4 protein-coding genes and 2 pseudogenes are annotated in these 7,210 nt (G+C 72.6%); 2 read left to right on the top strand and 4 right to left on the bottom strand.

All coding sequences use genetic code 11. From position 1 onward, the window contains the following. A pseudogene (locus tag ACFWB8_RS36205) lies at positions 1-259 on the top strand (DNA-binding response regulator); the annotation flags it as partial. Between the two features lie 125 nt (positions 260-384). On the opposite strand, the gene ACFWB8_RS36200 reads toward ACFWB8_RS36205, so the two are convergent. Beyond that, positions 385-1,635, bottom strand: a complete 1,251-nt coding sequence (locus ACFWB8_RS36200) for a cytochrome P450 (protein ID WP_385237324.1) — start codon at positions 1,633-1,635, stop codon at positions 385-387. Positions 1,636-1,831: 196 nt separating this feature from the next. Here ACFWB8_RS36200 and ACFWB8_RS36195 point away from each other — a divergent pair, with 196 nt between their 5' ends. Then, positions 1,832-2,830, top strand: a complete 999-nt coding sequence (locus ACFWB8_RS36195; protein WP_385237322.1) for an amidohydrolase family protein — start codon at positions 1,832-1,834, stop codon at positions 2,828-2,830. A gap of 33 nt (positions 2,831-2,863) precedes the next feature. Here the strand turns inward: ACFWB8_RS36195 and ACFWB8_RS36190 are convergent, their stop codons facing one another. The 3 genes and pseudogenes from ACFWB8_RS36190 to ACFWB8_RS36180 all read right to left on the bottom strand — a co-directional run. Next, on the bottom strand, positions 2,864-4,051 hold the full coding sequence (locus ACFWB8_RS36190) for a lipid-transfer protein (protein WP_385237319.1): 1,188 nt from the start codon (positions 4,049-4,051) through the stop codon (positions 2,864-2,866). Positions 4,052-4,066: 15 nt separating this feature from the next. Next, the gene (locus ACFWB8_RS36185; protein ID WP_385237316.1) at positions 4,067-6,217 is read right to left on the bottom strand and encodes an acyl-CoA dehydrogenase; all 2,151 of its coding nucleotides are present in this window, start codon (positions 6,215-6,217) and stop codon (positions 4,067-4,069) included. A gap of 81 nt (positions 6,218-6,298) precedes the next feature. Further along, positions 6,299-7,210 (bottom strand): annotated as a pseudogene (locus tag ACFWB8_RS36180) (serine/threonine protein kinase); the annotation flags it as partial.

Raw genomic sequence — 7,210 nt, 5'->3', positions numbered from 1 at the left:
GGTCCGGGATCCCATGGCCCGGCCCGCGGTGGCCCTGGTGGAGGAGCTCGCGGCCGTCACCGCTCTGCTGGCCGACGACCCGGAGTGCCGGGTGCTGGTCCTGACGGGCTCGGCGCACCCGGGCCTGCGGGAGGCCGCGCTGGCGGCGGGCGCGGTGGGGCTGGTCCTGCGGGACGGCCCGGTCGAGGACCTGGCCGAATCGATCCGCCGGGCGTCCATGGGCGAGACGGTGGTGGACCCCGCGCTCGAATGCCCGTAGCCGCGCAGCGCCCGGACGCGCCTACGCCCGCCCCGCCGGTCCGGTGGAAGGATCGGCGGGGGCGGGCGGCCGACCGGCTGGGCGGCCGGTGATCGAGGCGCGGGGTCGGGGGCGGGCCCCCGGAATCACCCGGTCCCGGTGGTCCAGTCGTCCACCGTCCGGGACGGGTCCAGCGCGACGGGCAGCCGCTCCAGCCCGCGGAACGCGGGGAACGGCCCCTTGAGCCACTCCTCCTCACCCGCCACCGGCGTCGCCAGGACCATGTCGGGGAACCGGTCGAGCAGAGTCGTCAGTGCGGTCTCCAGCTCCATCCGGGCGAGCGGCGCACCCAGGCAGTAGTGGACCCCGTGGCCGAAGCCGAGGTGGGTGCCCTGCAGCCCCTTCCGCGTCACGTCCAGGGTGTCCGGTGACGCGAACTTCTCCGGATCGCGGTTCGCCGAGGTGATCGCGATCTGCACGAGGGACCCCGCGGGGATGAGCGTTCCCCCGATTTCCACGTCCTCGATGGCGTACCGGAAGGTGGAGGTCTCCACCGAGCCCTCGAACCGGACGAGTTCCTCGATCGCCTGGGGCAGCAGACCCCGGTCCTCCTGAACGGCGTGGAGCTGATCGGGGTGCGTCAGCAGGTTGAAGACGGAGTTCCCGATCTGGTAGGTGGTCGTCTTGTGCCCGGCGAACAACAGGACCCACATCATCGACACGAGTTCATCGTCGGTCAGGGCCCCCTCCTCGTGCTGCGTCTCGATCAGCACGCTGAGGAAGTCGTCCGAGGGCTGCGCGCGCGCGGCCGCGATGTGGCCGGCGAAGTAGTTCCGCAGCCAGTTCTCGGCCTCGGCCAGGTCACCCGCCAGGTCCTTGCTGAACCGGGAGCGCGTCACGTTGCCGAACCACTTCAGGACGTCCTTGCGCTCCTGCCCGACGATGCCGAGCAGTTCGCAGATGACCATGACGGGGAGCGGAAGGGCGAACGAAGCCATCAGGTCGACGGGAGCGTCCGTCGGGCACCGGTCCAGCAGCTCACCGGCGATCTGCTGGATGCGCGGGCGCAGTTCCTTGATGTGGCGAGGGGTGAAGGCCTTGTTGGCGATGTGCCGCAGCCGGGCGTGCCGGGGGCCGTCGGCGAAGAGCAGGTTGTCGTCGAGCGCATCGCACGTGTCGCCGAAGACGGCGTGGTAGAGGTCGAGGCGCTCGTGCATGTCCTTGCCGATGCGCGGATCGGACATGGCGACCCGGGCGTCCTCGTACCCGGTGATCAGGTACGTCGCCACCCCGTGCCGCGTCGTCAGCTTGACCACGGGGGCCTGCTCGCGCAGCGCCTGGTAGACCGGATGGGGGCACGTCCGGTATTCCGGCGTGCCCATGGACACCGCCGCCACGGCTGCCTCCACAGGGAGGCCGTCACTCACTGCCACAACGGGTTCGGTCGTCATGTGTTCAGACCTCTCATGGGGGCTTGGAATTCCAGCCAGCTCCTCCCTCATGGGAATATCCGATAAACATCCATTGGCCCATTCGGCCCCGAAAACGCACGACCTAGGCGGTTCAGCCCGTTCCGTCACCTAAGGTGCCCACATGCCGGAAATTGTGCCGCCGGACGACGGCAGTCGGGCGCGGATCGATGTCCACCACCATTTCTGTGCCCCGCAATGGCTGGAATGGGCCGGGGCCCAGGGTCTCGTGAATCCCAAGGCCCTCCCCCCGTGGGCGCGCTGGGATGCCGGGAGCGCCCTGTCCCTGATGGACCGGGCGGGGGTCGCCACGGCCGTTCTCAAACCCATGCTGCCCGCGCGGTACGAAACCTCCGCGCAGTTGCGGGAGGCCACCACCATCACCTTGCGGGCGGCGACCGACGTGGTGAGCGCCCATCCGGGCCGCTTCGCGTTCCACACGCCGCTCTTCCTGGACGACCTCGACGTCTCCCGCTGGGCCCTGCGCCACGGTCTCGACGATCTCGGCGCCGTCGGGGTGAACGTGACGGCCAACTACGGCGGCGTCTACCTGGGCGATGCCGCCTACGACCCCGTCTTCGCCGAACTCGACGAGCGGGCCGCCGTCGTCGACACCCACCCGCACAACCTCCCGGGCGGTCCGCCGGGTGCCGTGCACGTTCCGGGGATCCCGAACTTCCTGTGCGACTTCCTGCTGGACACGACCCGCGCCGCCGCGAACATGATCCAAAAGCGGACGCTCGACCGCTTCCCGAACCTGTCGGTGATCCTCCCGCACGCGGGAGGCTTCCTCCCGCACATCGCCACCCGCGTGCAGGCCTTCGCGGGCGCGTTCACCCCACCCGTCGAAGCGTCGATGGTCCGGGAGTACCTGCACCGCTTCTACTACGACACGGCCGGCCCCATGTCCCCGGCGGGCACCCTGCTGGCCACGGTGGCCCCCGACCGCATCCTCTTCGGCACGGACTGGCCCGCCTGCCCGGCGGACACGGTCACGGACATCGCCCTCCCCGCCCTCACCGCGGACCCCGCCCTCACCCCGTCCCACCACCTGGCCATCAACCGCACGAACGCCCTCCGCCTGATGCCCCGCCTGGCCGAACCCAGCTCCGTCGCCGTCTGACATTCCAGCCGGGCAAAATCCAGCCGCGCCCGCCTACCTCCGCAGCAGCGTCACGACGGCCGCGCCACCCAGCCCGATGTTGTGGGCGAGCCCGACCCGCGCCCCGGAAACCTGGCGCGGGCCCGCCTCGCCACGAAGCTGCCACACCAGTTCCGCGGCTTGCGCCAGCCCAGTGGCTCCCAGCGGATGCCCCTTCGAGATCAGCCCCCCGGACGGGTTCACCACCCACCGTCCCCCATACGTCGTCGCCCCGGACTCGACCAGCTTCCCCGAGCCCCCCTCCCCACACATGCCCAGCGCCTCGTACGTCAGCAACTCGTTGATCGAGAAGCAGTCGTGCAGCTCGACCACGTCGACGTCCTCGATCCCGAGCCCGGACGCCTCGTACACCTGCCCCGCGGCGGCAGCCGACATCGGCTTGCCGACCACGTCGATGCACGACCCCGACGCGAACGACGCCTCCGTGTCCGTCGTCATCGACTGCGCGACGATCTCCACCGCCCTGTCGTGCAGCCCGTGCCGCACCACGAACCGCTCCGACACCACCACCGCCGCCGCCGCCCCGTCCGACGTCGGCGAACACTGCAGTTTCGTCAGCGGCGAGTGGATCTCCTTCGCCGCCAGGATCTCCTCGACCGAGTACACGTCCTGGAACTGCGCGTTCGGATTGTTCGCCGAGTGCCGGTGGTTCTTGGCCCCCACCGCCGCCAACTGCGCGGCCGTGGTCCCGTACCGCTCCATGTGCTCGCGCGCCGCGTTCCCGAAGATCTGCGCGGTCGGCGGCGACATCTCGAAGCCGTGCCCGGCGGCCATGATCCCGTAGTGCCGTGCGACCGGCGAGGTCTTGAAGTCGCCGCCGTCCGCACCCCCTCCCAGCGCACCGCGCTTCATCTTCTCGAAGCCCAGCGCCAGCACGCAGTCGTTCAGTCCGCCCTCCACGAACTGCCGCGCCATCATCAGCGCCGTCGACCCCGTCGCGCAGTTGTTGTTGACGTTGTAGACCGGCACCCCGCTCAGCCCCAGCTCGTACGCCGCCCGCTGCCCGGCCGTGGAGGCCTGGAAGCAGTAGCCCACCGGCACCTGCTCGACCAGCCCGTAGTCCACCCCCGCGTCCGCCAGCGCCGCGGACCCGGCCTCCTTGGCCATGTCCCAGTACTGCCAGTCCCTCGACTCCGGCTTCTCGAACTTCGTCATGCCGACGCCCACGATGTACGACTTCATGCCCCTGGTGTCCCTTCAGTCCCTCGGGAGGCCGAGAATCCGCTCGGCGACGACATTGAGCTGGACCTGCGTGGTGCCCCCGGCGATGGTCAGGCAGCGGGACATGAGCATCCCGTGCACCGCCCGCTCCCCCGCCCCCTCGCGCACCGCGCCCGCCGGCCCCAGCAGTTCGAGCGCGAGCTCGGCGGTCCGCTGCTGGTGCGGGGTCTGGACGAGCTTGCGTACGGAGGCGCCCGCGCCCGGCTCCAGCCCCGACACCTGCTGGAGGGTGGTGCGCAGCCCGATGCAGGCCAGCGCGTGCGCCTCGGCGGCCAGCGCCCCGATCCGCGCCCGGTACGCCCCGTCGAGTCCGGCGCAGCGCGCGATCAGCGCCTCCAGGCCGGTGTCGAAGGTCATCTGGTCGGCCATGTGGACCCGCTCGTTGCCGAGGGTGTTGCGCGCGACCTTCCATCCGTCGTCGGCGGCTCCGACCAGCGCGTCCGGCGGCAGCAGCACGTCGTCGAAGTAGACCTCGTTGAAGAGGGCCTCGCCGGTGATCTCCTTGAGCGGCCGGACGTCGATGCCGGGCGTCCGCTTCATGTCGACGACGAAGTAGCCGAGCCCCTTGTGCTTGGGCACGTCCGGATCGGTCCGGGCCAGCAGGATCCCGAAGTCGGCGCTGTGCGCGGAACTCGTCCACACCTTCTGTCCGTTGATCCTCCAGGAGCCGTCCCCGGTCCGCTCCGCCCTGGTCCGCAGCGAGGCCAGGTCCGAGCCCGCCCCCGGCTCGGAGAAGAGCTGGCACCAGGTGACGTCCCCGCGCAGGGTCGCCAGCGCGTAGGCCTCCCGCTGCGCCTCGGTCCCGTAGGCGAGCAGCGAGGGCACGACCCAGGTCGCGATCCCGAGGTCGGCGACCTTGACCCCGGCCGCCCGCAGCTCCTGCTGGACGACGAGCTGTTCGACGGGCCCGGCGCCGAGTCCGTAGGGCGGCGGCAGGTACGGCGCCGCGTATCCGGTGGGGGCCAGCACCCGGCGGGCGGCGGCCGGGTCGAGGCCGCGCGCGTCCTCGATGGCGGTACGGGCCTTCGCGCGGTACGCCTCGGCCTGCGCCGGGAGTTCCAGCCGCAGCTCCCGCCGCGCACCGCCGGCCGCCAGCCGCACGGCCCGTACGCGGTGCCCGTCGCCGGGGCCCAGCAGCTGCCGGGCCACGACCGCCCGGCGCAGGTGGATGTGGGCGTCGTGCTCCCAGGTGAAGCCGATGCCCCCGAGGATCTGGATGCAGTCCTTGGCGCAGGTGTAGGCGGCGTCGAGCGCCGTCCCGGCGGCGAGGGCGGCGACCAGCGAGCGCACCTCCGCGGGCTCGTCCGTACTGCCCGCGGCGTCCCAGGCCAGGGCTCGGGCCTGCTCCAGGCGCACCAGCATGTCGGCACACAGGTGTTTGACGCCCTGGAACTGCCCGATGGGCCGCCCGAACTGCTCGCGGATCTTCGCGTACTCGGCGGCGGTGTGCAGCGCCCAGGCCGCGGTGCCGCAGGCGTCGGCCGCGAAGAGCGTGCAGGCCAGGTCCCGGACCAGGGCCGCGTCCAGCTCCAGCACCCGGCCGGGCCCGGCGACGACCCCGTGCGCGTGCACCTCGGCGGTGGGCCGGGTCGGGTCGGCGCTCTCGTGCGTACGGATGTCCAGCGAGGCGGCGTCCACCGCGAACCAGCGGGTCCCGTGCGCGGCCTCGGCCGCCAGCAGGACGAGGTCGGCCTCGCCCGCGCCGAGCACGGGCGGCGCGGCGCCGTCGAGCAGGTACCCGCCGCCCTCCACCGCGACGGCCGTCAGGCTGCCGGGCCCCAGCGCGACGGCCCCGACCCGGCTGCCGTCGCCGAGCGCGGCGGCCAGCTCGGCCGAGCCGGCCCGGTCCAGCAGCACGCAGGCCAGCACGCTGGGCAGGTACGCCCCGGGCAGCGCCCCCCGCGCGGCCTCCTCCACCACGACGGCGAGATCGAGCAGGCTCCCGCCCTCCAGGTGCGGCGCGAGCAGCCCAGAGGCGGCGAGCGCGTCCCAGTACGCGGGCCGCGCCCCGGTCTGCGGCGGGGTGTCGAGCAGCTTGCGCACTTCCTCGGGCGGCACGGTCCGCGCCACCCAGCCGCGTACGGCTTCGGCCAACTCCCGCTGTTCTTGCGTGATTCCGATGCCCATGCGCGGCAGACTAGAACACGTTCCAATCTGACGGAAGGTCAGATGAAGGTGTTCCTTCGCGGGGGCCCGGCGGCCGGGGGGTCAGGACCGCTCGTAGTAGTACCCCTCACCGTGCGACGGCCCCACGTTGTGCTGGATCCCCATCGGCTCGCTCTTGGTGAAGAACGACGGGTCGAGCGTCCCGCAGAACTGGTTGTTGGACTTGGACTTGTCCTCCGCCCCCGCGCTGACGTTCATCTTGTTCCCGCCCGTCACCGACACCACCTTGGCCATGTACTCGCAATGGCCCATCTGGTTGTCGGAGATCACGCGGATGGCACCGGTGCGGCTGACGGTCACCGTGTCCGGCTGGCCGATGTTGAACTGCCCCTTGTAGGTCCAGGTGCCGACGAAGTACGCCGGTACCGCGTCTCCGCCGGAGGAACCGCCACCGCTCGGCGAGCCCCCGCCGCCGGGCGTGGTGGGCCCCGTGCCGGTGCCGCCCGCGGGGGAACCGCCGCCGCCGTTCGCGCCCCCGGCCACGACGCCCCCGCTGGACTTGGTGCCGCCGCTCCCGCTGCCACCGGGGGCGCCGGCGCCACCGCCGGGCGTCCCCGCACCCGCGGCGCCGCCGACCTGGCCGCCGTCCGGAGTACCGGGGGCGAGACTCTGGGGGTCCTGCGGGCTCTGCGAACCCGGGCCCGGCGAACCGCTCGGCGCCGCCGAGGAGCCGCCCCCGCCCGGCGTCACGGGTGCGCCGGCCGCCGGGGACTTCGCCTCCGGTGACGTGCCGCCGCCGAACGGCTGGAGCAGCGCCACCGTGCCACCGCCGATCGTGATCACGAAGACGGCCGGCAGGGCCACCGTCAGGCGCCGCCGCGCGCGCCGCCGGCCCTGCCCGGTCTCGGCCACTGCCACCGGCCCGCCCGCGGGCCCCGGCGTCGCCGCCACCGGCTCGGCGGACCCGACCTCCGGGCGCAGCCCGAGCGTCGCCCGGTCCGTGGGGTCCACGGC

The sequence above is a fragment of the Streptomyces sp. NPDC060031 genome (genome assembly GCF_042736805.1).
In the GTDB taxonomy this organism is placed as follows: Bacteria; Actinomycetota; Actinomycetes; order Streptomycetales; family Streptomycetaceae; genus Streptomyces.
This window is presented reverse-complemented; position numbering and strand designations above follow the sequence as displayed.